The organism is Tepidibacter sp. (assembly GCF_025210165.1).
Classification (GTDB): Bacteria; Bacillota; Clostridia; order Peptostreptococcales; family Peptostreptococcaceae; genus Tepidibacter_A.
Window position 1 is genome coordinate 24,874 of sequence record NZ_JAOASI010000010.1, and the last position, 26,825, is coordinate 51,698.

At 26.8% G+C, this 26,825-nt stretch carries 27 protein-coding genes; 20 read left to right on the forward strand and 7 right to left on the reverse strand.

All coding sequences use genetic code 11. The features are described from left to right. Nucleotides 1-137 precede the first annotated feature (137 nt). The 6 genes from N4A48_RS01265 (at nt 138) to N4A48_RS01290 (ending at nt 7,075) form a co-directional block, all read left to right on the forward strand. Nucleotides 138-524, forward strand: coding sequence for a GntR family transcriptional regulator (locus N4A48_RS01265; RefSeq protein ID WP_293663861.1), 387 nt, complete (start codon nt 138-140; stop codon nt 522-524). Beyond that, nucleotides 521-1,417 (forward strand): ABC transporter ATP-binding protein, encoded by an 897-nt coding sequence (locus N4A48_RS01270; RefSeq protein ID WP_293663862.1) that lies wholly within the window; start codon nt 521-523, stop codon nt 1,415-1,417. Before N4A48_RS01265 ends, N4A48_RS01270 begins: the two co-directional genes overlap by 4 nt. Further along, nucleotides 1,392-3,404: a DUF6449 domain-containing protein gene (locus N4A48_RS01275; RefSeq protein WP_293663863.1), complete on the forward strand. Its 2,013-nt coding sequence runs from the start codon at nt 1,392-1,394 to the stop codon at nt 3,402-3,404. Before N4A48_RS01270 ends, N4A48_RS01275 begins: the two co-directional genes overlap by 26 nt. Before the next feature lie 217 nt (nt 3,405-3,621). Continuing rightward, nucleotides 3,622-4,449: a hypothetical protein gene (locus tag N4A48_RS01280; protein ID WP_293663864.1), complete on the forward strand. Its 828-nt coding sequence runs from the start codon at nt 3,622-3,624 to the stop codon at nt 4,447-4,449. Beyond that, entirely contained in the window at nt 4,449-5,390 is a 942-nt protein-coding gene (locus N4A48_RS01285; RefSeq protein WP_293663865.1) for a LiaF transmembrane domain-containing protein, read from the forward strand. Before N4A48_RS01280 ends, N4A48_RS01285 begins: the two co-directional genes overlap by 1 nt. A 263-nt stretch (nt 5,391-5,653) precedes the next feature. Beyond that, complete coding sequence (locus tag N4A48_RS01290) at nt 5,654-7,075, forward strand: PAS domain-containing sensor histidine kinase (RefSeq protein ID WP_293663866.1); 1,422 nt, start codon at nt 5,654-5,656, stop codon at nt 7,073-7,075. A 44-nt stretch (nt 7,076-7,119) separates the two neighbouring features. Here the strand turns inward: N4A48_RS01290 and N4A48_RS01295 are convergent, their stop codons facing one another. The 4 genes from N4A48_RS01295 to N4A48_RS01310 all read right to left on the reverse strand — a co-directional run bounded on the left by N4A48_RS01295 (nt 7,120) and on the right by N4A48_RS01310 (nt 10,069). Then, nucleotides 7,120-7,551 (reverse strand): hypothetical protein, encoded by a 432-nt coding sequence (locus tag N4A48_RS01295; protein WP_293663867.1) that lies wholly within the window; start codon nt 7,549-7,551, stop codon nt 7,120-7,122. 10 nt (nt 7,552-7,561) lie between these two features. Next, nucleotides 7,562-8,104 (reverse strand): LytTR family DNA-binding domain-containing protein, encoded by a 543-nt coding sequence (locus tag N4A48_RS01300; protein ID WP_293663868.1) that lies wholly within the window; start codon nt 8,102-8,104, stop codon nt 7,562-7,564. Between the two features lie 71 nt (nt 8,105-8,175). Then, nucleotides 8,176-8,706, reverse strand: a complete 531-nt coding sequence (locus N4A48_RS01305; RefSeq protein ID WP_293663869.1) for a hypothetical protein — start codon at nt 8,704-8,706, stop codon at nt 8,176-8,178. Then, nucleotides 8,699-10,069 (reverse strand): NAD(P)H-dependent oxidoreductase, encoded by a 1,371-nt coding sequence (locus tag N4A48_RS01310; protein WP_293663870.1) that lies wholly within the window; start codon nt 10,067-10,069, stop codon nt 8,699-8,701. Before N4A48_RS01310 ends, N4A48_RS01305 begins: the two co-directional genes overlap by 8 nt. Nucleotides 10,070-10,321: 252 nt before the next feature. On the opposite strand from N4A48_RS01310, the gene N4A48_RS01315 reads away from it, so the two are divergent. The 14 genes from N4A48_RS01315 (at nt 10,322) to N4A48_RS01380 (ending at nt 24,807) form a co-directional block, all read left to right on the forward strand. Then, nucleotides 10,322-10,645 carry a PadR family transcriptional regulator gene (locus N4A48_RS01315; RefSeq protein ID WP_293663871.1) on the forward strand — a complete coding sequence of 108 codons (324 nt, stop codon included), beginning with the start codon at nt 10,322-10,324 and terminating at the stop codon, nt 10,643-10,645. After that, a complete protein-coding gene (locus tag N4A48_RS01320; protein WP_293663872.1) occupies nt 10,638-11,201 on the forward strand; it encodes an HAAS signaling domain-containing protein in 564 nt (187 codons plus the stop codon). The genes N4A48_RS01315 and N4A48_RS01320 overlap by 8 nt, the downstream gene beginning before the upstream one ends. 15 nt (nt 11,202-11,216) lie before the next feature. Next, the gene (locus tag N4A48_RS01325) at nt 11,217-12,128 is read left to right on the forward strand and encodes a DUF4097 family beta strand repeat-containing protein (protein WP_293663873.1); all 912 of its coding nucleotides are present in this window, start codon (nt 11,217-11,219) and stop codon (nt 12,126-12,128) included. 54 nt (nt 12,129-12,182) lie between these two features. Beyond that, nucleotides 12,183-12,743: a DUF4269 domain-containing protein gene (locus N4A48_RS01330; protein WP_293663874.1), complete on the forward strand. Its 561-nt coding sequence runs from the start codon at nt 12,183-12,185 to the stop codon at nt 12,741-12,743. 20 nt (nt 12,744-12,763) lie between these two features. Next, entirely contained in the window at nt 12,764-13,312 is a 549-nt protein-coding gene (locus tag N4A48_RS01335; protein ID WP_293663875.1) for a DUF4825 domain-containing protein, read from the forward strand. A 4-nt stretch (nt 13,313-13,316) separates the two neighbouring features. Then, nucleotides 13,317-14,711: a hypothetical protein gene (locus N4A48_RS01340; RefSeq protein WP_293663876.1), complete on the forward strand. Its 1,395-nt coding sequence runs from the start codon at nt 13,317-13,319 to the stop codon at nt 14,709-14,711. Between the two features lie 132 nt (nt 14,712-14,843). Next, a complete protein-coding gene (locus N4A48_RS01345; RefSeq protein ID WP_293663877.1) occupies nt 14,844-16,646 on the forward strand; it encodes a sulfatase-like hydrolase/transferase in 1,803 nt (600 codons plus the stop codon). Nucleotides 16,647-16,843: 197 nt separating this feature from the next. After that, nucleotides 16,844-18,148 (forward strand): hypothetical protein, encoded by a 1,305-nt coding sequence (locus N4A48_RS01350; RefSeq protein WP_293663878.1) that lies wholly within the window; start codon nt 16,844-16,846, stop codon nt 18,146-18,148. Between the two features lie 27 nt (nt 18,149-18,175). Next, a complete protein-coding gene (locus tag N4A48_RS01355; protein WP_293663879.1) occupies nt 18,176-19,450 on the forward strand; it encodes a hypothetical protein in 1,275 nt (424 codons plus the stop codon). A 119-nt stretch (nt 19,451-19,569) separates the two neighbouring features. Beyond that, the gene (locus N4A48_RS01360) at nt 19,570-20,958 is read left to right on the forward strand and encodes a pyridoxal phosphate-dependent decarboxylase family protein (protein ID WP_293663880.1); all 1,389 of its coding nucleotides are present in this window, start codon (nt 19,570-19,572) and stop codon (nt 20,956-20,958) included. 277 nt (nt 20,959-21,235) lie between these two features. Continuing rightward, nucleotides 21,236-22,723 carry an SMI1/KNR4 family protein gene (locus N4A48_RS01365; RefSeq protein WP_293663881.1) on the forward strand — a complete coding sequence of 496 codons (1,488 nt, stop codon included), beginning with the start codon at nt 21,236-21,238 and terminating at the stop codon, nt 22,721-22,723. A gap of 162 nt (nt 22,724-22,885) precedes the next feature. Next, complete coding sequence (locus tag N4A48_RS01370; protein ID WP_293663882.1) at nt 22,886-23,530, forward strand: SMI1/KNR4 family protein; 645 nt, start codon at nt 22,886-22,888, stop codon at nt 23,528-23,530. Between the two features lie 49 nt (nt 23,531-23,579). Next, nucleotides 23,580-24,494 (forward strand): YARHG domain-containing protein, encoded by a 915-nt coding sequence (locus tag N4A48_RS01375; protein WP_293663883.1) that lies wholly within the window; start codon nt 23,580-23,582, stop codon nt 24,492-24,494. A 16-nt stretch (nt 24,495-24,510) separates the two neighbouring features. Next, complete coding sequence (locus N4A48_RS01380; RefSeq protein ID WP_293663884.1) at nt 24,511-24,807, forward strand: hypothetical protein; 297 nt, start codon at nt 24,511-24,513, stop codon at nt 24,805-24,807. A 255-nt stretch (nt 24,808-25,062) separates the two neighbouring features. Here N4A48_RS01380 and N4A48_RS01385 read toward each other — a convergent pair whose 3' ends face one another. The 3 genes from N4A48_RS01385 to N4A48_RS01395 all read right to left on the reverse strand — a co-directional run bounded on the left by N4A48_RS01385 (nt 25,063) and on the right by N4A48_RS01395 (nt 26,679). Beyond that, the gene (locus N4A48_RS01385) at nt 25,063-25,596 is read right to left on the reverse strand and encodes a carboxypeptidase-like regulatory domain-containing protein (RefSeq protein ID WP_293663885.1); all 534 of its coding nucleotides are present in this window, start codon (nt 25,594-25,596) and stop codon (nt 25,063-25,065) included. Between the two features lie 69 nt (nt 25,597-25,665). Then, the gene (locus tag N4A48_RS01390) at nt 25,666-26,136 is read right to left on the reverse strand and encodes a hypothetical protein (RefSeq protein ID WP_293663886.1); all 471 of its coding nucleotides are present in this window, start codon (nt 26,134-26,136) and stop codon (nt 25,666-25,668) included. 99 nt (nt 26,137-26,235) lie between these two features. Beyond that, nucleotides 26,236-26,679, reverse strand: coding sequence for a hypothetical protein (locus N4A48_RS01395; RefSeq protein ID WP_293663887.1), 444 nt, complete (start codon nt 26,677-26,679; stop codon nt 26,236-26,238). Between the last annotated feature and the right edge of the window lie 146 nt (nt 26,680-26,825).

A 26,825-nucleotide genomic window follows, 5' to 3' on the forward strand; every position in this document is an offset into this window, starting at 1 on the left:
AGTGTGTAATCTCCACTAGTGGAAGTTACACACTTTTTTCTTTACAAAATTAAAAGAGTGGTATATAATCAAAACTGTGCTATGAACAATAATACAGATGACACATGTAATATAGATAGAACGGAAGGAGGGTATAAATGTTTGAATTAGACTTAAGAAGCAGGTTACCTATATATGAGCAATTAGTGGATAAATTTAAAGAACTTATAATTAGTGAGGTACTAAAAGTGGATGAAAAGCTACCTTCGGTGCGTACACTTTCAAAACAGCTTACAATTAATCCTAATACTATTCAAAAGGCTTATAGAGAATTAGAAAGACAAGGATATATATATTCTATAAAAGGGAAAGGAAGTTTTGTAATGTCATCAGCTCAAACTACAAATTCTGAGAAGTTAAAAACTATAAAAAAAGAGTTAGTTAAGAATTTATCTGAAGCTATTTATTTGGGAATTGATAAAAATGAAATTATAGATATGATTGAAGAAGCTGAGATTTTAGTTAAAGGAGGAGAGAATAAATGATTGAAGTAAAAAGTGCTAGCAAATCTTTTGAAAATCTAAAAGCTCTAGATGATGTAAGTTTAAGTGTTCAAAAAGGTTCAGTATATGGATTAGTAGGATCAAATGGTGCTGGAAAAACTACACTTTTAAAGCTTATAGCAGGAATTTATAAGCAAGATAGTGGAGATGTATACATAGATGAGAATGAGGTATATGAGAATATAGATATCAAATCGGATATAATATTTATGTCAGATGATTTGTACTTCTTTTTTCAATACACGATAAAAGAAATGGCAAAATTCTATAAGAGAATTTATCCAAATTGGAATGAGGAAAGATTTAATAATCTTCAAAAGGTTTTTAATCTAAATATTAAGAAAAGAATTAGCAGTTTATCTAAAGGTATGCAAAGACAGGTTGCATTTTGGCTTACATTATCTACAATGCCAAAGATTATGATTCTAGATGAGCCTGTTGATGGATTAGACCCTGTTATGAGAAAAAAAGTAAAGAATTTGATTATTCAAGATGTAGCAGAAAGAGACATGACAGTATTTATATCTTCTCATAACCTTAGAGAACTTGAAGATATATGTGACCATATCGGTATACTTCATAAAGGAAAAATGGTTATACAAAAGGATTTAGATGATTTAAAATCCAATGTTCACAAGATACAAGTTGCTTTTGATAAGATACCACAAGACATTTTAAAGGATGAAGGAATTCTTTATAAGGAAGAAAGAGGAAGCATTCTTTTATTAATAGTTAAAGGAAATAAAGAAGAAATAATAGATAAATTACAAAAATATGAACCAAAGATATTAGACGTATTACCATTAACCTTAGAAGAAATATTCATTTACGAAATGGGGGGAATAGGATATGAAATCGAAAACATCATTTTTTAATAAAGGAATAGTGATTAATGAATTAAAGAGATTTTATTGGGTAGGAATAGTTTATTTGTTAAGCTTATTCTTTAGCGTACCAATGGCTATTATTATGGAGAATAATAATATGAAGAATTATGAATTTTACGGGTATTCTAATGTTATAAAACAAATATTTGAATTTAGAACTGGTCAAACACCATTACTTTGGTTTGTACCTATTCTAGTAGGTTTACTATTATTCAGATATATGCAGGTTAAAAAATCCTCTGATATGGTACATTCTCTTCCTGTAAAAAGAAAAGTAATATACAACAGTCAGTTACTTGTTGGAATATTACTTATAACAATACCACTGATCATTACTACTATTATATGTGCTATATTAAATTCAACACTAAGCTATAATGAGCATTATAAAGAGGTTGTACATATAGTAGATATTATAAGATGGGGTGGAATAAGTATATTTTTAGGCATATTAATCTTTATGTTTACAGCTTTAGTAGGAATGATTACAGGAATATCTGCGATTCAAGGGGTACTAAGTTGTATATTCTTATTTTTACCTGTAGGCTTGACTGGATTAATTTTATATAATACTGATATACTTATAGATGGATTTAATGCTAATCTTTTTTTAAGAGGAGATTTACTGAAATTATCTCCATTAACTATAGCTTCTGAAGTATCAAGTAAAGATCTTACAAGCTTAAAAGCAATAATAACATACATAATAATTTATATTATATTATATTACGTATCAAGATTTTTATATAACAAAAGAAATCTAGAATCTGCATCTCAATCTATTGCTTTTAAAGAATTTAAGCCTGTATTCAAATATGGAGTAACCTTTTGTAGTATGCTACTAGGGGGTCTTTATTTTGGAGGAATGAGAAATGGTATTTATTGGTTAATTCTAGGGTATATTGTTACTTCTCTAATCGGATATATTATCGCAGAGATAACTATAAAAAAATCCTTAAGAGTATTAGGAAGTTTAAAAGGATACCTTATATATCTGGGGATAATAGGATTAATTTTATTAGGAATGAAATTTGATGTCCTTGGATATGAAAAACATATTCCTAGTTTAGATAAAGTAGAGAGTATATATTTTGACAATAATTTTTATAGATTGATGGATAAAGAAACAGTATTTTATCATGATAAAAATAATTGGGAAAATATTCAACAACTTCATGCTCAAATAATCAACAATAAACAAAAAGGTTCAGAAATAGAAAGTTTTGATGGAAATGTTGCAATAGTATATAAATTAAAAAATGGAAAGACTATAAAAAGATTGTATGGAATTAATAAAGAAGAGTATGCTAAATACTTAAAAAGTATTTATGAATCAAAGGAATACAAAAAAATAAATAATAGAATCTTTGATATTACTGACGTAGATGTCGATAGAATAATAATTTCACCTAGAGAACCTAGTAATAAACAAGCATCTATAATTGATAGAGAAGATATTAAAGAATGTATAGATATTTTAAAAAATGAAATAAATAACCAGAAATATGAAGATATGATAGATAACAAAATGGAGTGGGCACATATAGATATTTCATTAAAAGAAGATAAAAATAGAAAAGAAGAAGATGAGAATTTTATAGAAGGAAAGTATAACCATGGCATAAATATGCAGTGGGAGAAGTCTTTTGTGAAATTTGAAAAATGGTTAGAAGAAAAAGACTACCTAAAAAATTCAAGAATAACTACAGAGGATGTAGCCTATGCTGTTGTTGAAAAAAGAGAAAAGATAGATGATATTCATATTGATGAAAATAATAAAAATGTAAAGAGATTAGATATATTAGACAAGGATAAAATAGAAGTATGCTTGAGAAATTATGAAAATAAATATTATAAAAAAGATTCAAATGCAAAGTATGTTATAGGGTTTTACTCAGAGGATAAACAAAATATATTCTATGGAAGTTTTAATGAAGACAATGCTCCTGATTTTATTAAAGACTTTTTTAAGTAAAAAATATGCGTTATATTATGTTTATATCCTCAATCAAATTTTTGAAGTTTTCGTAGATTAAATTAAGTTATGCCTCTAAGTGGAAAGTAATTTCCTTTTAGAGGCAAATTTTTTGAGTATTTCAAAAATATACAATGTATTCCAAAATATGCTTATTTCATGTATAATATCTTGTAGAGATTATATTACAAAAGAAAAAAACAAAGGGGGACTTTTTATGAATAAAAAAAGCAAATTATTGACTTTTTTACTATCTATGTTACCAGGTTTATCTCATGTATATCTTGATAATATACAAAGGGGAGCAGTATTTTTTACAAGTTTAGTTTTAAATTTATTTATGATGTTTTTTACAATTGAGATCTTAGGAATATATGAAGGGGAAACATTAGCAGTAGTATTTCCTGTTATTTGGTTAATAGGTATGGTTGATAGTATGGTTTTAGTAGATAAAATAAATAAAGGATATATAGGTAGTATTGAAGATTATAATGAAGAATTTAATCTACGATGGGGAAGTAAGATTAAAAATAAAAAAGTCATAGCTACAGCTTTATCTATAATTCCAGGAGCGGGTCATATGTATCTGAATTTAAAGGAACAGGGAGTTTGGTTAATGGGAGCTTTTTTCTTACCGTTTTTTCTCACTGATCTTTTAGAAGTTAACTTTTTCATGATTTTAGTACCTATAGTTTGGTTTTACAGCTTATTTGACGCTATGCACAAAGCATCAGAAGAAAATTTAGAAGATACAGGAATATCTATGTTTAAGGGATTAAAAGAAAATACATTTTTCACAAAAGAGAAAAGTAAAATATTTGGATATATATTAATTAGCATAGGTTGTATAGCAATATTTCAAAATATACTAATTGATGGAGTTTACACTTTAATTAGGCATTTAGGTATTACAGAACACTTAAATATGTATAGAATTAAAAGATATCTAAAAACAGGGATTATAGGTATTTTATTCATAATATCTGGAATAAAGCTTCTTAAGGGTAGTAAAAAATATAATCTACATAAAGGAGAGGAAGTTTAGTGCGAAAATGGAGAGTGGGAAACTTATCCTCAGGTATTATGTTTATTATACTAGGAGTAGGTTTATTAGCGTCTTTATTAAAGGGAGTAGAAATAACTGAATATATATTTAAATTTTGGCCTGTAGTTTTAATAATACTTGGATTTGAAATCATAGCTTATGTTTATTTTTCAAAGGAAGAGCAATCAAAGGTGAAATATGATGTTTTGAGTATGTTTATGATTATATTAGTAGGTATATTTAGTATAGGAGCTTATACAATATATTCCCTTGATATAATGTCAAAATTATCAAGCTGTATACATAGACAAGAATATAGTACTTTGATTAATGATCAAGAAATTGATTTAGATAACAATATAAAAAAAGTAATAGTAGATTATCCAAGACATTATACATATGCAACATTAGATATAAAAGAGGGTGTTAATAATAAAGTTATAGTTTCAGGAAAAGGAACAGTTTTAGCAACTTCAAAAGAAGAATCGGAGAATATTATAAATAGCTCAAAAATAAAGTCAAGAAAAGTTGGAGATAATTTATATATAGAATTTGAAGATTTAGCAAGAGCTGAAAATTTAAATTCAGGAGTTACTTGGGTTGAACATACTATATTTTTACCGGGAAATAAAAATATTGAAATAGAAGGTAATAATCAAAATATAAATATAGATGGAGATGCTGTAAAAAATAAATGGATTATAAAAAGGCCCTCAGGTGTAGACATAAATATTGATACAGAGGATAGTTTAGATATATTTGCAACAGTAAAAAATAATTCTAACGGATTGATAGGGAATGTAGAGTGGAATAAAAGTGATGAGTTACAGGATGAAGAATCTGATAATAGTTACATAAAAGGAAATGTTAAATTTAATGAAGGCTTAAATAAAATTTATATAACCCAATGTGAAGAGGTTAAAGTAAATACTTTATATTAGGCATATTCAAAAAATAAATTAGTCATCTTACTCGTCCTTTTGATAAAAAAGATGTATATCGAAAAATCTAATAAAATAGATATTTTGATATACATCTTTTTTTGTTGAATTTAACGTATAAGATTACATATGAATACAAAAAACATGATATATATATAAATTTTTATAAAATATACATATATTTCATGTATAATGTTGTAGGGAAGAATTTTAAAAATTATAGACATAATATGTCTATAATAGTTTTTTTGGGGGGGAAAATTTTGATAAGAATACAGAAAGTAGATCAACAACGGACTATTATATTTAGTCTGATTAATTGTTTAAGTATATTATTAGGCTTAATCTGTTACTGTTATCAAATTAAATTAAATAATATTACTGTTGTAAGTGTAGGTATTTTATTATTAATTTTAAATATATTATCAGTAATAATAAGTATAAAAATGAAGGCTTACACTAATGGGATAGAGGAGAGGCTTTGTATGTTTGAGGAAATTGTTGAGGAATCACCAAATGCAATTTTTGTACACAGAAAACTGGAGTTTAAATATTTAAATAAAAAAGCAACAGAGCTATTTGGACTTAAAAATTCAAAAAATATAATTGGAAAGCCTGTAGAGAATTTTGTAAAATTCAATATGGATGCAGTAGGACAAAAAAGATATGACGCTGTTAAAGAGGCGAGAAATTTTGAACCTTTGGTAGAAGAGGTGTTTTTTAGAGAAAATGGGAAAATAATTGATATGGAAATATTCAGCAACAACATAGAAGTAAAAGGGAATAATTATGCATTAGTTCTATGTAGAAATGTAATTGAAAAAAAGAAAATATTAGAGTTAAAGGAAAAAATATATTTAGAAGAAAAAAAATTAAGAGAGAAGATACAACATGATAGAATAAAGGATGAATTTTTTGCTAATCTATCACATGAATTAAGAACTCCTTTAACTATAATTTTAGGGACAATGCAATTATTTGAAAATACATCTGAAGCAATAATACCCAAGAAAAATAAAAGATTTAAAACATTGAAACAGAATGGTTATAGATTATTAAGATTAATAAATAATTTGATAGATATTACTAAAATAGATTCAGGGTATTTTGATATAAATATGGATAAATATAATATAGTATCTGTAGTTGAAGAGATTACATCATCAGTTATAGATTATGTAGAGAATAAGGGGCTATATATAGAATTTGATACAGAAGTTGAGGAAAAAATAGTGAATTGTCATATCGAGAGTATGGACAGAATTATACTTAACTTATTATCAAATGCTGTTAAATTTACACCGGAAGGTGGAAGGATAGTTGTTAATATATTTGATGAGGTTGATAATGTCAAAATTGTAGTGAAAGATACAGGAATTGGAATAAAAGAGGAAAATATTAATTTGATTTTTGATAGATTTAGACAGGTAGATAAATCTTTTACAAGGAATCATGAGGGTAGCGGGATAGGGTTATCTATAGTCAAATCGTTAGTAGAAATGCAAGGAGGAACAATTTCTTTAAGTAGTGAATACGGTAAGGGAAGTGAATTTGTTATAACATTACCTGTTGAAGATGAATTTACAAATCAAAGTGCAAACCTAACAATGGAAAAAGGAGACTATATGAAACAGAAGGTTAATATAGAATTTTCAGATATATATAATCTAAAACTAGAATGTTAGACTGAATGTAACAAAAAAGATGTGTATATACACATCTTTTTTGTTTATTCTAATCGTTCTAAGAATTCTTTTTTCTTTTCATCTAATTTTTGATTAAGTTTTTTATAATATTTATAGGATGCAAATGTAAATGACATACCCAATAACTCAGCTGTAGTAATGGTGATAATAGTTGTCGTTCTAAATAGGGGTTTTCCAAATATAAAGTGATTAATTATAGCAGGAAACATTGATATAATAAATAATAATATAGAAGATAGTATGAATATTTGATATACTTTAAGTTTTCCATAGGCAACAATAAAAGTTTGGCGTATTACAGATCCTATTAATAAGCCTATGAAAGAATCCACAAGTAATATGTAGATATCATTTGTTGTAAAATTTTTCAAAGAAACTTCTACTAAGCCTACTATAAAACCAATAAGTGCTGATATTATCAAATTAAATATTATATTTTTATTCTTTTCTTTCATTTTATAACCTCTACAATCCTAAAAAAGTTTTAAATTCTTTTAAATATCTACGTGTAACATATATATTTAAGGATGTATCCTTCATTTTTAACAATAATTTTCCGTTAAACCACGGCTGAATTTGATCTATTTTTATAATATTAACTATAAAAGATTTGCTAATTCTTATAAAACCATGATCTCTTAGCTTTTCTTCTAACTCGTATAGCTTTTCTTTTACCTTAAACTTTTTATTATCAACAATGCAAAAAACATCATTACCAAGACCTTCAAAATAACTAATTTGGTTATACTTAATAACTTCATAGTTACCTTCGTATTTTCCGGTAATAACTTTTCTATTTTCTTGCTGTCCTAAAAATGAGTCAAGAAAATGAATTAAATTATTTAGAGTTGATAACTCAAATACAATTCCTATTTTGCCATCTTCTATGTCATAACCCTTTTCAAGAATTACAATATCAGATTGGTTTGTTATTTTTATTTTTCTATTTTCAAGCATTTCTGTTAGAATCCCTTTTATGTTATCAGAACATTTTAAATCAACATTCATACAATTCTCCTTAACATCATTATTACTATATATTTATTTTATACTACTATAAATTATATTACTATAAAATTTTAAACATCAGGCATTAAATTAGGTATAGTAATAGAGCAAGCAATAGCAATAATTATTAGAATATTTGGAAGTATTATAAATATAGGGCCATTACCAATGAATCTGAAAATTGAATTTATGATATAAGTTGTACACCAAATAGTAGAAATTAACATATTAACTTCAATAAATAGTGGGGATATATCAAATCCTTTTTCATAACCATTTTTTGCACCATCCATTGTGAATGGTTTTCTGATAATTAAAGAATATAAAGACATTGTTCCTAGTAATATATAAGTATACAAATGTCTATTTATAATAACCTTATTAATATCAAATATAAAGTATAGAATATTCGATATTAAAAAATAGACTGTCAAAGTTTTTGTCATCAAACTTATATTTTTTTCAAATACTTCTTTAATTAGTATACATACAAGAGCTATAGAGCCTAATATAAGACCTAAAGATGAGCTTATTGACCAGTGAAGCATCATAGGAAGAAAGCCTGAACTTACTATAAAAAATACTCTTAATCCCTTACTCATGATTATCCATCTCTCTTTCAAGTACTTTTTTATGCTTTGAAATCATGTGCTTATACATATTTTTTTTAACTTCTGATTGAAAAGCCTTTTTATTCATCATATATCTAAATATAATATTTCCTAATTTATCTTTAATGGATTCATTTTTTATTAAATTATTTGATTTATAGTAATTATAATCAGCTAAAAAAATAGTACCTAATCTTGATTTTATTGCATCACTAAATAATTTAGCTCCACATACTGATAAAAACATTGGTGTTTTTATATATTCCTGTTCTGCATAATTAATGCTTTTACTAACCAGATTTTCGATTTGGGTATTTAAAATAGTATTATCTTGGCATTCATCTGAAACTATTCCAACTAAATTTGTTTCATTACTACCGTAAGCTCTCATAATCTCATTAAGTGATTCTAACTCACTAGCTGGTCCTGAAACAAGATATGCAATTTGGCGACCTTTAAATATAGGTATATGCGTATAACAGAAGCTTCTATCAAAGAATAGCTTCATTCTTGATGAAAAATATCTATCCTTTATTTCACAGGCATATACAATAATATCTGAGTTATCCAATATATAATCTAAAGTTTCTCTATGATCATCTATATTATGGTAAATACATTGATTATGGGTACTACAGTTACAACATCCGATACAGTAATTTTTAAAATTAGATTCATTAATATTTACAACTTTAACAGGGCCATCTATCATACTTGAATACTTAGTAATCATTTTATCTATATTTGAACCTTTTGCTGAATCAGTTACAATTACAGTTCTTTTAGTAGTTTTAATCTTTTTTAAAGACTGGTTATTTTGATAATTATAGTTATATTTTGATGTTTTCTTAAATCTTTTTGATGTGAGTTCATTTGTTTTTATTGAATTTATAAAATTATTAAAGAAAAACTCAAGTTCTCTTTGACATTCTTTTTTTATAAGATCATTCATGTCATGGGATAAACTTCCTAAGTATTTCATATCAAAATCATTGCAAATACCTTCCATATAATCATGAGCAGTGTGATCATAATAATGAATAGATGTAGAATAGGTAACACAGTATTTATTAAAGAATTTATCTATTAGATTATACTCATAAATTTTTTCAATAAATTCTTTCATATGAGCTGGTATAAGCATATGATAAACAGGAAAACTCCAGATAACACCGTCTGATTTATTTACCTTGTCAACAATCTTTAGTATTTCTTGTTTTCCTTTTCTTAGAGCATCTATAATATTTAAGTATTCAAAGTTATAAGTTTTGTTTTTTAAAGCTAAATAATGAATTGATTGTATAGTTACACTATTTGATGATTTTGGGCTTCCATTTAATATGACTATATTCATAATTATCCTCCCTTAAATTATAATTTGTATACTTTATATATTAAAGGAAAATAAATGATTTGTAATAAAAATCATGTATCATGCTATATAGCCTATGTAAGATGCAAAATTTTAATTCATATGGCATTAATGTAGGGATTAAATAGATTTTGATAATATTTTTTGAATTGTTTTTAATTTAGTACCTTGCAATATACAATACCATATAATATACTATATATAAACCAAATTTATATAGGAAAGGGAATAAACATGAATATTCAGTTTAAAAAAGGTGTTTTAGAATTATGTGTTCTAGTTTTACTCAGCAATAACGATTGCTATGGATATGAATTAGTAGAAAAGATATCAAAATATATAAATATATCTGAAGGAACAATATATCCTTTATTAAGAAGGCTTCAAAAGGAAGGATATTTTACAAGTTATCTTAAGGAATCAACAGAAGGACCACCTAGAAAGTATTATAAAATAACAGGTGAGGGTAAAAAAATAAAAAATGAATTAATAAATGAATGGAATTACTTTGTTAAAGGTGTTAATAGTATTATAGATGAGGGGGATTTAAATGAATAAAAAAGAGTTTATAGATATTTTGAAAAATCAACTTTCTGGATTACCTAAAGAGGATATAGATGAAATTCTTTATGATTATGAAGAACATTTTAGTGTAGGCTTGGTAAGAGGAAAATCAGAAGATGAAATATCAAAAGAAGTAGGTGATCCTAAAAAAATAGCTAAATCATATAAAGCTAATGTTATTATTGAAAATGCACAGAAAAACCCAACATCTACTAATATAGTAAAGGCAGTTATTGCTACAGTAGCACTTGGATTATTTAATTTAATTTTTGTTTTAGGTCCTTTCATTGGACTTATAGGAATACTGATAGGTTTGTTTGGAGCAGCTCTAGGAGTAACTTTAGGTGGAATAGGGATGTTTATTGGTGTAATATTTGGACCTTTATTTGGAGGGGATGTTACTATTAATCCTATAGGAGCCGTATTTATAGGAATAGGAACAACTGCTTTAGGTGTACTGTTTTTTATTTTGAATATTTACTTAACAAAATTTGCATATAAAGGAATTACAAAATATTTAAAATATAATATTGATATTATTAAAAAATAATTAGGAGGAGATTTTATGAATATTAAAAAACTTGTTACATACTTAGTAGCTATAATGCTAATCTGTTATGGAGTAGGATTTATTATAATACATTTTACTGGAGGATTTAAAGGAAATTTTAGTATTTCATATAAAAATAAAAAAACATATGATAATTTGAATCAAGAAAAAATTGAAAAAATAGATACAATAAATGAAATTTTTATTAAAGCTGCAAGCTGTGATGTTAATGTAATTCCAGAGGATAGAGGTGATATAAAAGCTCATTTTTATGGAAATGCTACTGCGACGTTTAAGCCTGAACTTGAAACTAAAATAAAAGGCAATGAGCTGTTAATATTTATAAAAAGACCAAAATCATATAGTATATTTGCTTCTGATTTAAAGCTTGATATTTATGTTCCTAAAAATTACAAAGAAAATATAGCTATAGATTGCTCTTCTGGAGATGTAAATATTCAAAATGAATTAACACTAAACAATTTTTTGGTAGATGTTAGTTCAGGAAATGTAAATTTAAAAGATTTAAATATCAAGAACTTGAAATACGACGGATCATCAGGGTCATTAATAGGAGAAAATATAGTTACAGATTCTACACTTATAGATGTATCTTCAGGATCTGTAGAGTTAAACAATTTCACAGGTGATTTAAAAGGTGATTCATCTTCTGGAATAATAAAAGTAAATTACAATATATTTGATAATAATATTGACTTAGATACTTCCTCAGGAGATGTAAAAATAGACTTACCAAATGATGCAAAATTCTATTTAGATGCTGAGTGTTCTAGTGGAGATATAGAGTGTGATTTTCCTATAGTTGTAAGGGGCAAACAAGAAGATAATACTTTAAGAGGGACTGTTGGAGATGATAAAAACAAAATAAAAATAAATACTTCATCAGGAGATATAGGTGTATACTAAAAAGTAGATTAACTACTAATTAGGATAGCAAGTATACGAATTTTAGGAGGTATTATGCAAAGAGAATGGAAAAATATTGATTATTTATTAAATATAGGAGAAAAGCAGAAAAAAACCTATGATATAATTACTGATATTGGCATTTTAGAAATTTTAGAAAAGTATAATCCTATATTAGTAGGAACAATTCCTATAGATATAGATATTGATAAAAGTGATATTGATATAGCTTGTGAGGTTTATGATTTTAATAAATTCAAAAAAATAGTAATAGAATTATTTCATAAGTATAAAAATTTTACTATTGATATAAGAAATGAACGAGAAAGAGAATTTATAGTAGCAAATTTCTATATAGAAGAAATGGAAATTGAGATATATGGAGAAGCATTACCTGTAGAAAAACAAAATGGGTATAGGCATATGATTATCGAAGATAGAATTTTGAAGATAGGAGGAAGAAAATTAAAAGAAGAAATTATAAAGTTAAAAAAGGCAGGTCTAAAAACAGAGCCTGCATTTGCTAAATGTTTAGATGTATATGGAGATCCATATGAGGAATTATTAAAACTAGAAAATAAAGATGATAATTATTTAAGAAAACTTATTTTGTAATAAGTTAGGAGGAGTTTAATTTGAAAAAAACATTAGTTGTAGCACTTATTTTGTTTTTAGTTTTCTCACTATTAATAGGTTGCCAATCTAATGAGATTAAGAGATTAGATAGTGTACAAGAAACAAATATAGAAAAATTAGTAGAATATAAAGATTCTTATGTTGGAGACAATAGTGCTGTAGGAGGTATTTTATATAGCTTACCTGGAAATATGTATGTAAAACAGTTTTCGTTACAAACAAATACTAAACCGTATGTTATAAAAGTAGAATATGGCTTAGATGAAAATTCAAATTTAAAAAAAGAAGATTTTAATGAGTTTTGGAATGATGAGAATGCTAAAAATATATTTTTAAATAATGCTATTACGTTGTTTATACTAATTAAGAATGTAGATGAAGTTGAATTTAATCTTAATACTCTAAACAAACAATCATTCAGAATAACAAGAAAAGAACTGGAAACACTCTATGGAAGAGATTTAAGAGAATATAGTAATGATATTTTAGCTTGGAAAAAAGAAGTTATAGATTCTAGTGAAAAAATAGAAGAATTCTTGGGGGAATAAAATAGTGAAAAATAAGTATTTTAAATGGATTTTTTTTATTATATGTACTCTTATATTGGTTATAGTAATAAAATACAGTTTAATAATAAAACGATATAATAAAGTAGACTATGACGGATATGATACATTGTCTATTGTACAACATCCATTTTATAGTAATAACGATAGTGTAGAATTTCTAATAGATGATAGTGCTGAATTAGATTTAAAGTTATGGTGGAAAAGTTTGAGTGGAGATATTGAAGTGAAGATAACAGATGATAAAGGGAATATTTATTTTACTAAAAAATCGAGTCAAATTAAAAATGAATACGACATACCTTTAAAAAAAGGGAAATATAAGCTGAATATTAATAGTTCTAATTTTACAGGTGCTATGGTTTTAGGTTATAAAAATATTGTTAAAGTGAATAAATTCCCTAATGATAATTACAGCATTATTTCAAGCAATCCATCATACGGTTTTGGGTGGGAATACATATTGTATATACCTAATAAAGTAAGTGAGAATAATCTTCTTGTAGTACCTAATAACACTGGGAGAGTTTCTGAGAATATAGATATTCATAAAGAAAAAGCAAAAGAGTTAATATTAGCTAAATCAAGATTAGCAGAAGAACTAGGGGTACCTTTAATAGTCCCTATTTTTCCAAGATCTGAAAATTATCAGGAAATATACACTCATGCACTCGATAGAGCTACTATGCTTACAGATATTGATGAATTGAAACGTTTAGATTTACAACTTATAGCTATGATTAATCATACTAAAAATATTTTATTGAAAAAGGGAATTACACTTGATAATCAAATTTTCATGTCAGGATTTTCTGCTTCTGGGAATTTTGTTGATAGATTTACATTTTTACATCCTGAAATTGTAAAAGCAGCAACTATTGGAGGGTGTGACAATATAATTCCTTATAAAAATCTAAATGGACAAAATCTTCCTTATCCAATAGGGGTTTATGATTATGAGAAAATAACAGGTAAAGAATTTGATGTCAACTTAATAGATGAGGTTTATAGATATATCTATAAAGGTGAAGATGATGAAGGTGGATGGATAACCAGTCAAGAAAATGGAAAGGTAACTACTTACACTGGAAAAGAATACTTTGATAAATTTGAAGCACCTAAGATTACTAAAAATATTAGACAAAATAAATTTAATATATACAATGATGGAGATTTAACTGATCTACAAAAAGAGGAAATATCATTTAGAGTATATAATGGTAAAATACTTGTTGATAGATTTTTACTGATCAAGTCTATTTTCGATGAACTAAATTTGGATAGAAGTCAATTTGTTGTGTATAAAGAAATTGGACATGAAATAAATCAAGAAATTGAAGATGATGAGTTGGAATTTTTCAAAAATGTATTGAACTATTGAAAGTATTAAAGGAAATATATAGCACGTTTTTGTATAAGGTGTCAATGATATTTGTATTTTACTACCAACACATTTTAATCACCCAAGTAATATAATGTAAAGATACAAATATTACTTTGGGAGGATTGTATAATGTTAACACCTAATTTTCTTATTATCATAGTAGATGAAGAAAGATTTCCACCTGTATATGAAAATGAAGAGATAAAAGCTTGGCGAAAAAAATATCTAAAGGCACAAAGAATTTTACATAATAATGGTTTGACATTTAATAATCACTATACAGGTAGTACGGCTTGCTCTCCTAGTAGAGGTACTTTATATACTGGGCAATATCCATCTTTACATGGAGTGAGTCAAACAGGTGGGGTAGCTAAAGGTGATTTTGATGCAGATATGTTTTGGTTGGACCAAAGTACAGTGCCTACAATTGGAGATTATTTATTTACTGAAGGATATGAAGTATTTTGGAAGGGGAAGTGGCATGCTTCTCAAGCAGATATATTAATTCCAGATACTCATGATTCTTTTCTTAGTTATAATAGTGTAAATGGGATACCAGAAGAAAAAAAAGAAAAATTATATCTTAATGCAAATCGTCTTGGTGAATTTGGATTTGATAAGTGGATAGGGCCAGAGCCTTTTGGAAGTGAGCCTCATAATTCAGGTTCATCTGCATCTGTTGGTATAAGTGGGCGTGATGAAGTGTATTCTATGCAGGTGGTTGATTTAATTAAAAGTTTAGATAATAATAAAGCTAATAAAAAAACTTTTGATAATAAACCGTGGGCTATTGTATGCTCTTTTGTAAACCCTCATGATATTGCTCTTTTTGGAGAAATTACAAGACTAGATCCTTTATTTGATTTTAAAATTGATAAATCAGTTCCTTTTATTCCTAAATCTCCTACTGCAACAGAATCACTTTCTACAAAGCCTAAGGCTCAGAGTAGCTATAGAGAGGTTTACCCTAAAGCACTTCAACCTCTTATAGACACAGAGTTTTATCGTAAACTCTATTATTCACTACAATTGCAGGTAGATAATGAAATGTGTAATGTTTTAACTGCTCTTTTTAATTCATCTTTTTATGAAGATACTATAATAATTTTCACATCAGATCATGGAGAAATGCTTGGATCTCATGGCGGGCTATTTCAAAAATGGTATCAAGCATATGAAGAATCTATTCATGTTCCTTTAATAATTCATAATCCTATTTTATTTAAAGAATCTAAGCAAACAAATATATTAACGAGTCATGTTGATATTCTCCCTACAATACTTGGTCTTGCTAATATAGATCAAAAAACAGTTCAAAACAAATTAAAACGTAATCATACAGAGGTACATCCTTTAGTTGGAAGAGATTTGTCGCCTATAATTAGTCAGGGTAAAAATTTTGAACGTATTAATGAACCTATATATTTTATGACTGATGACGATGTCACAAAGGGATTAAATCAAAAAAGTGTTCTGGGCATTCCTTATGAATCCGTTATACAGCCTAATCATGTTGAAACTGTTATTGCAAAACTACAAACAGGAAAGAACAATCAAGAAGAAATATGGAAATATTCTCGATACTTCGATAATCCTCAATTCTGGAGTTCTCCTGGATGTGAAGATGAAACAATAACACAACAATGTCCACAAACTGAGGTTGATGGTATACAATGCTGTTTATGTATAAAAAGAATTAAAACAACACCTGATCCTGATGAATTTGAAATGTATAATTTAACTACTGATCCTTTAGAAACTAAAAATTTAGCCCATTCTGATTTTCAAACTCCTGAAACTAAGGTTATTCAGGTAGTACTGAGTAATATGCTGGAGCAGCAGTGTAGACAAAAACGTATATATCCATCGAGTGGAAATGTTCCAGGAAAACCTAGTTGTAAAAATTGTGCACCTGATTTGACTTTTAGATAATTTATAAATAAAAACCAATATTTAATATGCTGAAGCATATTATAATATTGGTTTTTAAATTATTACTGATTAAAACTTTATAGACTGGTACAGTTGGAATGAATACAATAGATTGTTATAGATGTAGTATTAGGGAAATATTTACAAAGATCATAAAAAAAGTTATAGTAAAGAAGGTCTGTGAGGAGGTAATTACAATGAACAAGTTGTTTTCGAATAAGGTATTTCTTCAAATTATTAGTGTAGTATTGTTGATTATATCGGTTAATCTATTTATGCTAAATCGTAATTCAAATAAATATGTTTATGAAAGTGTGGATAGGAATTTAAAAAAAGCTATAACTGAATTAGAGAATATGAATGAAGTTATATTCAATATATATATGCAAGAAAATTTTGAAAAAGATTACGATATAGACACAAATTATATTGGAGATTTGGACAGACAATATAGAGAAATAAGAGATATATACAATATAAAATATGGTTCCTTCGATTGGTTTAATTTAGAGATTTTAGATTGGAATATTCGAGATATAAAGGATAAGAAAAATTTAACTAAAGAGGATGAACAATATTTAAAAACTGTACATAAATATAATAAAGAGTTGATAAATGCTTATTACAAAGTATTAGACGATAAGGATATAAGATCAAATAAAGACTATGTAAAAATCAAAAGAGTATATAAGGAATTTATAACACAGGCTAATAGAATTTCTATGAAGAAAGAGTATAGTAAATTAAAAAAATATAAGGTGAAAGAATCTGAAGTTACAGAAAATATTGAAGCGAAAAAAGAAAATAATCGAGTAAGTTTAAAAGAAGCAAAAGAACTAACAAATCAGGTATTACAAAAAATATTTAAGGAAAAACTTGTAGTAATAGAGGATAAAAAATCGAGAGAAAAGACATATGAATTTTATAATAAATGGGAAGATGGAAAAGATAAAAATTCATATAATATAAGTGTAGGGAAAGAAGATGGCTCTTTTAGTATGTATAGAAGTAGTCAGCTAGTAACAGATGTTGTATCAGAGGAAAATTTAGATAAGAAAGCTATAGAAATTAAGGATATTTTTGTACCAAAAGATTATGTATGCTATGAAAAGAAAAAAAGGCTTGATGAAGGAAAATTAAATAGAATAAACTATAAATTCATAAAAATAGTAGATGGTATATATGATGAGAGTCACCAAATTCAAATAGAAATGAATTGTTATGGAAATCTTAGTGACTTACGTATATCAGAGCCTTTAAATTATAAAGTGGTAAATATAGAGAAACCTAACATTGAAAAAAAAGATATATTATCTAAATTAACTAAAGGGAATATAACTAATGTCATATTAGTAAAAAACACAGATGAAGAGCTACAATATAGGGTTTTTATTGAATTGAATGAAGAATTGTATACATACATTTTTAATGCTAATACTGGGGGCAAAATAGATACAATAAAAAGTGAAAGAATGTATTTTAAAAGAGTAGATAATATATGAACGAATAACTATTTGGGGGGGTAAAGAATGGAGAATTTATATAAATTGGATAAGAAAAAAATGATTATATTTGCATTAATATTTTTATTAGCAGCAAGTACACTGACATATATATCTATACAAGATAATATAGAAGATGCAAAGGTAGTACAAGAGTATGGAGGTAGTACAGAACAGGGAGGTTTTGATATTTTAGAAAATGACTTCATTGAAAAAATGGAGTATAATAGAGTTACTAAAAATCATAATATTGGAATGCTTAGAACGATAATTATATGTGGCATTGAACTTACAATACTGTGGCTATGTTTTTTTGAAAATATTAAAATAGGCATAGATCAAGAGGGCATAAAGGTATACAGCTTGTACAGAAAAAAGTCTACCAAGATTTATAATTGGGATGAAATTGAAAATATAGGCTTTCAATATGGAGAAGGTATAAGAGGGTTTATTCCTTCGTATGGAATGAAAATAAAGATGATTAAAAGAGAAAGTGCTTTTATACCTATTAAAAAATTTTTAAATAATGAAGAAATTTCAAATATGGTAATAAATTATTACGACAATGTGGATAGTGATAATATTGAAGAATCTTGTGGTATTAGTGAACTGCTAAAGGATTCATATAAAGAGTATAAAAATGGATTTAATGTTTATATTAAATACAGCCTTATTGTACTTACATTTGCTTTACTGAAGGAATTAGTGAAAAGTCCAATTGCAGAATTTATTGTATTAATAGTAAATATATTTTTAGGATATAGAGCTTTAATAGCTTTGAATTATAAGGCATATATGTCTTATAATGGAGAAAATATAGATTTTGATACTGGATGGCAGTTTGCAAAAGATAAGATAGGGAGGTATTTTGGAGCGAGTTTAGTTTTAGAAATACCTGTATTTGTATTTGCGGGAGTTGGATATTTTTTCATAACTAGTAGTTCAGGATTTAATTGTAAAGTAGTTTTGAGTATAGTTTTAGGGATATTATGTATACTTAGTATATCTAGAATGTATTTGATAACTTATATAGCAAGTATAATTGATAAAGATAAGTCATACATGTCTTTAAATGGAATGATAATTAAAAAATATTACAAACAAGTTATGTTTATGTTTTTTGTATCAATTCTTAGAGTAGTACCTATTGTAATTGGAGGAGTTATTGGTTATAAAAATCTGAATGCAGGTGCAGATATGATAGAAACATCATCTTATATAATAGCTACATTAGATTTATTTTTGATACCTTTTATAAGTTGTTACTTTATGAGAATTTTAAAAGATTTACCTGTACAATAAAAAACGCTCTATTAGAATATCGTAAGGTAATGATATTTTAATAGAGCGTTTTTAAAAAAGAATATTAATGGTAAAATGGAAATAGATGTATAATCAAAAAATATAGCAGAGGTGAAAATATGTTAGAACTTGAAAAATTTGATGAATATTTAGACGAGCTTTCTGATGTAATAAAAAAATATCAAAGAAATATATCCACTGGAAGGGTTGTACCAGAGACTTCAAGACAAGATATGGAGAAACTTTTATTTGAAACTCTTCCAATGGAAGGTTCTGATGCAAAGAATATAATAAATGAGTTTAAGGAAAAGGTTATTCCGAATTCAACAAAAATTGGAAGCTCAAGATTTCTTTCATGGATAATAACGAGTCCTTCTCAGGCAGGTATCTTAGGAGAAATTGCAAATGTAGGAATAAGTCAGGCTCCATTTAATTTTAAAGCTGGTCCTGCAGCTACAGTAATAGAGGAAATGGTTATAGGTTGGATGGGCGAGCTTTTTGGATATAAAAAAGAGTCAGGAGGAATACTTGTAAGCGGAGGAAGTGTTTCAACTCTTACTGCTCTTGGTGCTGCAAGAGAAGCATTTTTACCTGGAAGTACTGAAACAGGAATTCAAAATATTTCAAATCCACTTACTCTTTATACTTCTAAAAAAGCTCATTCTTCAATAGATAAAGCTGTAGGGGTTTTGGGCTTTGGAAAGAATATGCTTAGAAAAGTAGGTGTAGATGAGTTTTTTAAGATAGATATAGATAGTCTTGAAAAAGAAATAGAGAATGACATTAAACAAGGATTAAGACCATTTTGTATAATAGCTCAGGCTGGAACATCTCTTTGTGGAGCAGTTGATGATATAGACTCTATTTCGGATATAGCTAAAAAATATGGAATGTGGCTTCATGTAGATGGAGCTTATGGTGGAGGAGCAATATTATCAAAAAAAGGGAAAGAAATTTTAAAAGGAATAGAAAAAGCAGATTCAATTTCTGTTGATCCTCATAAGTGGTTCTTTGTGCCGACAGAAGCTGGATGTGTACTTGTAAAGGATAAAAGACATTTATATAATGCATATAGTACAGGGGTAGCTGAATTTGATGAAAATGCACCTATAAATTATTTGGATTACGGAATTCAGTCAACTAGAACGTCAAGAGCTATAAAGACATGGTTTGCTATAAAGACTTATGGAATTAAGAAGCTCTCTCAGGTTGTAGATTTTAATATAGAAATAACAAATTATTTTGCCAATGAGATTGAAAAAATAGATGGAGTAAGATTACTACATAAGCCACAAACGAGTGCTGTTTGCTTTTCTTTTGAGAAAGAAGCAACTATGAACCAAGCTTTTTTAATAGAAGTAGAAGAAGAATTTTTCTTATCTCCAGCAAACCTTATGGGAGAGAATTGTGTAAGAGCATGTTTTTCAAATTATAGGACAAGCAAGGAAGAGGTTAATCTGTTGTTGTGTAAAATAAGAAGTTTTGCTAAAAACAATTTAAAAATATGATTTGTGCTTAGGCTCAAAATAATACACATTAAAATAACGCTACTTCGTCAATGTTTTAATAAAACTACAGATTTTGCCTTATAAAATATCCTAAAAGTTCTAAACTCCCTACGGTCAGACAACGAACTTTCTTAACGGATATTTTAACAGCATAATCTAAGTTTTATGGTAAAACGTTAACCAAAAGTATCTAACATTATAATGTGCATTATTTTTATATTTAATTTATGAGTAGATGAAACAATCTAAAGAAAAATAACAATTAAGGAGAAAATATATGGGACTGTTAAATAAAAATATAAAAGAGGAGTGCAGGCTGGTTAATAAGATAAAAGCATACATTCCTAATATTGGAGATTTATTAAATCAAGTTACTGATGATATAAAAATAAATGAATTAGAAAGTCTTATTGGGAAAAAGGTACCTGAAGATTTTAGAAGGCTTTATTTAGAACACAATGGTGAGGGAAATATGATTTTTGGAGTAATGGCAGGCTTTAGGTGGATGAACATAGAGTTAGTTATAAACGAATGGAAATCACTTCAAGAATCAGCCTATGATATTATAGGAGATAAAGATGGATTAATTAAGGAAGGAACGTTTAAAAAAGGTTGGATACCTTTTGCAGAAGATTGTGGAGGATCATTCTTGGTAATGGATTTAGAGCCAGGAATAAAAGGGACATATGGACAAATTATTACAATAGATCATAATTCATCAATTTCTTATGTTATTTCTGAGAGTATTGAAATGTTCTTTGAATTTATTGAGAAGAGTTTTAAAAATGGAGATTTGAATACTTGGCAAGATGAAGATGGTAGAGAAATAGAGTGGAAGCAAGGACATCTTTTTGATTACGTAATAGCTTTAACAGGTACAAAAATAGATAAAGGTACTTTTTTAATTAATGGATTTTGGGAAGAATATTTTAAAGATGAGGTTGTTAATGGGACTATTTCTACTGAAGTATTATCAAAAAGGAGAATGATATTTATAAAGGCTGATATGGCTAAAAAATTTGGAGTAATATCATTAGATATTTTAAAGAATATGATTAACCTTAAGGAACTGATTATCCATGCTGATGATATAAGTAGTTTTGAACCTATTAAAGAAATACCATCTTTGGCAAAACTTATAATTGGTAGTAAATCTTTTAAAGAGTCTGATTTAAAATATATATATAATGTAAAAGAGTTAACCTTAGTAAAACTTAAGTTAAATGATATACGTATATTACAAGATATAAAAACTCTAAAATATTTGAGATTATATAAAATAGCTAAACTTAATACTATCTCTATAGGATATTTGAAAAATTTAACAAAATTGAGTCTGGAAGATATGGAAGTTGGCGATTTATCGTACATTTCAGCCCTTAATAAATTGACAAACTTGGAATTAAAAAAAGTAAGTATACCAAATTTAGAATTTTTACAAGATTTAAAAAATATAACTACCCTCAATACTGATACAAAGGCAGATGATGAATCTAGTATAGGAATTTTTGAAGGTATGCAGAAATTAAAGGAATTGATTTACCCAATTGGAGATATGAAAATTATAAAAAATTGTATAAATCTAAAAAGCATTGGAGTTGATGCAGTAAAACTTGAAAATTTACAATGTATAAATGATTTAAATATAAATAATATAACTATCTTTAATGCAAAATCAGAAGAAAATGCAAAATCTATAGTAGCTGAATTTGAAAAGTATTGTAAACTTCAATCATATGGCTGGAAACAAACCTGGGAATCTTAATATCTTAAATTAAATCTATTTTTAATTTTTATAAAAAATAAAATTAATATTTGAAGTTGAAAAAAGAATAAATATATTGTGTTCATAGAGAGTTTGCATTATGCGCAAATAAAGGACAGATAAGTAAGTTGAAACAATGAGTATAGAAGGGGTTATAAAAGTATGCAAAAACAATTAAAACCAATGACTTTAAAACAAGATATTGAATTTATTAGAAAACATCTTGATAATTATTTTATTAAGATACCAAAAGAATACTTAAAATTAGAAGCAAAGATATATTCTAATTTATCAGAAGAAGATGGGGGAGTACCCGCTGAAATGATGCTTGGAGAAGTTGATAATGAGGGATATGTTTGCTGGAGCATGATTCCATCTAATATTACAGAGAATGATATTAATTATTTAGAAAAAGAATATTTTATAAAATTACCTAAATTATTTAAAGCATATTTAATGGGATATTGTTTTTTAATGGGTGAGTTTAATAATGGTTCCTTTGGAGTTACTCTACCAGAGATTCCTTTTGACAATCCATTGATGAATATTGAAAGTAATCTTTTTACCTGGAGATTATTAATAGGGGCAGGATATATTCCATTTGGAGAGTATGAAGGTGGCTATGGACCAATATGTTTTGATATAACACAAAAAAATGAGGATGAAGATTATGCAATAGTGTGGTTCAATCACGAAAATCTTTTCAATTTAGACTATGATCAATGGAAAGATAGAAGTGATTTAGAGCAGTATTCTAATAAATTATATGATTCTTTCAGAGAGCTTATAATTGATCTTTTAACATAAGTCATAAAAAAACAAACTAGAACATTATTAAAGTAAAGGTAGGAATTTGATGATAATTAAAGCTAGATTATTTATTTTATTTTTCTCAATATGCATGATACTTTCTGCTTGTGTAGAGGGATATAATGAAAGTAAAAACATAAATACTACTGATTTAGAAATAGAAATTGATTCTTCTAAATCAGATAAAGAGGTTGTTAATCTTTCATTAAAAAATGTGAAGTTTAATTTAAATGAGTTAATTGATATTAAAGAATTAAATAAATTAGATTCAGAAGAACTAGCAATTTTAAGAAATTCAATCTATGCAAAGGATGGATATATATTTTCTACAAAAGAATATAGTGAATATTTCTCACAGTTTTTATGGTATAAACCATTAAATAAAGATGTTAGAGATAAATTAAATGATATTGACAAAAAAAATATCGAAAATATAACTAATTTAGAAAAACAAAGAGTATCAATAAAAAATTCTAAAGACAATAAAAATTATAGCGATGGTGGGGAAGTTAATATTTCACTTGATAAAAATACACAAAAGAAAATATTACATATTTCTAAAGAAGAATTAGAAATTGAGGGAGGGAACTTTCCTACAAGAATTGTTCTTAAAGTAAAAAACAGTGAAGTAGTTTTTGATAGTCATTGGAATGATGGCTTATATGTTTGTGTAACTGATTTTGACAATCAAGATGAAGATTTAGATGTTTACATAACAGAAACAGGTACAGATATTCAAGCGACTACATATATTTATAAATTTGATGGAAAAAAACTATATAAATATACACAGTTTGATAATTTTGGTGGAGACTTTTTATATGATGAAAAAGGGAATATATACTATTGGTTTGATGAAGGTGAAAAATGGGAGTTTAATAAATGCTTTAATTATAGAACTAGAAAGTCAAGTGATATAACAGATGAAAATTTAAAAATGAGATTGGATAAATCAAAATAATTAAAGGAGCTTTATTATGAAAATAAAAATATTATCCATATTTTTTTTACTACTAATTCCATTTTCTTTAATAATTGGTTTTGAATTTTCTAATGGGTTTGTTTTAGGAGCGTATATTCTAACAAGTTTACAAATGCCTATATATTCTAATGTAAACACAGGATGGTATTTTCCAGGGATAATTGGTATGACAATTTTATCTATTGGGTGGATTGGATCAAGAAAGTTATTAAAAGGTAGACACCCTAGATTAGTTGAGAATATTTTTTGGTTTGTATTCGGTTTTATATTTTTACTTAAAGCAATAGGTTGATTTATAAAGAAATAATAATTTGAAAATATGATTTGTGATATTTAAGTACAACAATTTAGGAATAGTATATGCATAATTGGAAGTTTGAAAAAATAAAGGAAGAAGAATTTTATAAATGAAATAGTGATAATGAGAAATTATATAATTTAGGTGGAAAAAAGAAGTTATTTTATTGAGATTATGAAATAAAGGATTAACTAGATATATGTATTTAGTTTTGAATACAAAAAACTGACAACTTATAGATGTCAGTTTTTATAATTCATTAATTCGGATAGAAGAGTCACAGAAATTTTTTAAAGTTATAGACTGATGAATATTTTTTCCTGGTAAAACTTTTATGTTTGGAACTTTAGCATATAGAACATTATCAAGGTATACATGTAAAGTATAATATCCAGGTGGTAGATCTTTTATTACAAAACTTCCTGTATCATCTGATTTAGTTTTACAAACTGGAAATCCGCCGTCACTTCCAAAATATAATAGGATTTTTGCATTAGAAACAAACTTTTTAGTTTTTTCTAAGTAGGTATATCCTAAGATTTTTCCAGTATAATTATTATAACTATCTGTAACAATTTGAACATTTTGGAAATTTAACTGTGAAGGGTTGATATCAACATTTTGGTGTTGATCAAGGTCTTGAGCATTTTGCTGACTACTTGATTGATCTTGAATCTTTTGGTTGTTTTCTTTTTTTAGTATTTTTTTTTCTGATTCTTCATTTCTATATAAACTAAGTTTATTCATAGAATTATTTGTATCGTCATGTACAGTATCCTTCATAAGCTGTACCTCCTATAATTTCAAAATAGTGGGGAAAAATCCCCACTATTTTATTTGAATATACTGTTTTTATTTAATATCTAAATATTTTTTTAAAGCTTTAGCAAAAGCAAAGGCGAAAGCATCGGCATAAGCTTTTGCGTAAGCATCGGCATCCGAATAAGCAGAAGCTTTATTCTTAGCGTAAGCATCAGCATCAGCGTAAGCTTTGTTTTTAGCATAAGAATCAGCATCAGCATATGCTTTATTCTTAGCGTAAGCATCAGAATCAGCATCAGAATCAGAGTCAGAATCTGCATCAGCTTTTTGAGCTTGATATTGTTTTTGAGCAAGATTATTATAGTTTAATTGTTTATTATATTGAGTTTGCTTGTGTAAATCCTTTTCAACTTCAACCTCAACTTCTTTTTCAAGTTCTTTCTCAAATTCCTTTTCAAATTCATCATCAAGAATTATATTTTTATTTTTTGCATCAGCTTTAGCCTTAGCTTTAGCTTTTGCATCTATTAAATCTTTTTCGTACATATTAAATTCCCCCATTTATTTTAATTTATTTTGATTTTACTATTTTTCAGGGGGAGGCGATTTCCCCCTGGTATATATTACTTATTTGTTATATAAAGTGTTACATTACGAAATTTATTTGATGTCGAGATATTTCTTTAGAGCTTCAGCAAAAGCAAAGGCGAAAGCATCGGCATAAGCTTTTGCGTAAGCATCAGCATCTGAATAAGCAGAAGCTTTATTCTTAGCGTAAGCGTCAGCATCAGAATAAGCTTTATTTTTAGCATATGCATCAGAATAAGCATATGCTTTATTTTTAGCGTATGCATAAGCGTCAGAGTCAGAGTCAGAATCAGAATCTGCATCAGCTTTTTGAGCTTGATATTGCTTTTGAGCAATGTTATTATAGTTTAATTGTTTATTATATTGAGTTTGCTTGTGTAAGTCTTTTTCAAGTTCAACTTCAATTTCTTTTTCGATTTCTTTTTCAAATTCCTTTTCGAATTCAGCATCAACAATGATATTTTTATTTTTTGCATCAGCTTTAGCTTTTGCATCTATTAAATCTTTTTCGTACATATTAAATCCCCCCATTTGATTTAAGTGTATTAATTTTTAGGAGATATTTTTTCTCCTGATACATATTATTTATTTGTTATAAAAATGTTACATTTTGTTTTGTTTGTATTTTTTTTGAAAAATAATGTTGCTAACAATCGACTAAG